This window comes from Microbacterium sp. 5K110, from assembly GCF_005774735.1.
GTDB lineage: Bacteria > Actinomycetota > Actinomycetes > Actinomycetales > Microbacteriaceae > Microbacterium.
In genome coordinates, this window is the sequence record NZ_VBUM01000160.1 from 1 (window position 1) to 2,030 (window position 2,030).

Annotated in this window: 1 protein-coding gene; it reads left to right on the top strand. The window is 71.4% G+C overall.

The window, feature by feature from the left end; translation table 11 throughout:
• A partial coding sequence (gene recQ / locus FE256_RS17835; protein ID WP_502704868.1) for a DNA helicase RecQ occupies window positions 1–1,926 on the top strand: 1,926 nt, incomplete at its 5' end.
• Window positions 1,927–2,030: the final 104 nt, after the last annotated feature.

The window sequence follows — 2,030 nt, forward strand, 5'->3', positions numbered from 1 at the left end:
CCCGACGACCCCGACGCTCCGCCCCCGCCGATGGATGCCACGACCTCCCCGTTCGCGCGAGCCGCGGTGGTGACCGGAACCGCGCGCGAACTGCCCGACGTGCGCGATTTCACCGGGCGCGATCCGCGCGAGGTGCTGCACGAGGTCTACGGCTACGACGCCTTCCGCGGCGACCAGGCCGAGATCGTGCAGCACGTGGTCGGCAATGGCGACGCCGTCGTGCTCATGCCCACCGGTGGTGGCAAGAGCGTCACCTACCAGGTGCCGGCGCTCGTGCGCCCGGGCACCGGTCTGGTGGTGAGCCCCCTCATCGCCCTCATGCACGACCAGGTCGACGCACTCGTGGCCAACGGCGTGCGAGCGGCCTACCTCAACTCGACCCAGGCGCCCGCGGAACGCCAGGCCGTCGAGCAGGCGTACCTCGCCGGCGACCTCGACCTGCTGTACGTCGCTCCCGAGCGGCTCAATGGAGCGCAGACCCTGGCGCTCCTGTCGCGCGGACAGCTCAGCGTCATCGCGATCGACGAAGCCCACTGCGTGTCGCAGTGGGGCCACGACTTCCGGCCGGACTACCTCGCCCTGGGTGACCTCGCCGAGCGGTTCCCCGGTGTCCCGCGCATGGCTCTCACGGCGACCGCCACCCCCGAGACCGCCCGCGAGATCGTCGAGCGCCTGCGCCTCCGCGACGCCCGCACGTTCGTCGCGAGCTTCGACCGGCCCAACATCCAGTACCGCGTCGACGCGAAGGTCGACCCCCGCCGCCAGCTCGTGTCGTTCATCCGCTCGCAGCCCGAGGGGTCGGCGGGCATCGTGTATGCCCTGAGCCGCAAGAGCGTCGAGCAGACCGCGGCGTACCTCGCCGCGCAGGGACTCGACGCCCTGCCGTACCACGCGGGCCTCGACGCCTCGGTGCGCGCGGCGAACCAGTCGCGCTTCCTCCGCGACGACGGGGTGATCATGGTCGCCACGATCGCCTTCGGCATGGGCATCGACAAGCCCGACGTCCGCTTCGTCGCTCACATCGACTTGCCCAAGTCAGTCGAGGGCTACTACCAGGAGACGGGTCGCGCGGGCCGTGACGGCGACCCCTCGGTGGTGTGGATGGCGTACGGCCTCGGCGACGTCGTGCAGCAGCGCCGCATGATCGACCAGTCTCCCGGCGACCGTTCCTACAAGATGCGTCTCGGGCAGCACCTCGACGCCATGCTCGCCCTGTGCGAGACGGTCGGATGCCGCCGGCAGAACCTGTTGTCGTACTTCGGTGAACCGTCCGAGCCGTGCGGCAACTGCGACACGTGCCTGACGCCGCCCGACACGTGGGACGGCCTGGTGGCGGCGCAGAAGCTGCTGTCCACGATCGTCCGGTTGCAGCGCGAGCGCGGGCAGGCCTTCGGCGCCGGCCACCTGATCGACATCCTGCGCGGCGCCAAGACCGAGCGCATCGCTCAGCAGGGCCACGATCGACTCTCCACGTACGGACTCGGCGCCGATCTGTCCGATCAGGACTGGCGCAGTGTCATCCGTCAGCTCCTCGCGCGCGGCATCATCGTCGCCCAGGGCGACTATGGCACCCTCGCGCTCAGCGAGGCCTCGGGTGGCGTGCTGCGCGGAGAGACGCCGGTACCCCTGCGCCGCGATGCCCTCGGCCGCTCCGGCGGGGGTGGCGGATCGCGCCCGCGCAAGTCCAGTGCCGACGACGTCGCCGCCGGCGACCGCGATCTGTTCGAGGCGCTGCGCGCGTGGCGCGCCGAGCAGGCGCGCGAGCAGGGCGTGCCGGCGTACATCGTCTTCGGCGACGCCACTCTGCGCGCGATCGCCGCCGAGCGGCCCGGCTCGATGGGCGACCTGGATGGCATCACCGGCATCGGCGCCAAGAAGCGCGAGGCCTACGGCGACGGCATCCTCGCGGTCGTCGCCCAGCACTGAGCTCGGGCCCGCTGTTCCCAGAACAGGCGATGCGTCGGGTACAGGCTGTTCCGCGCGGTTTCGCCCTGTTTCCGGTGCATCGCCTGTTCTCGTGACGCCCCGCC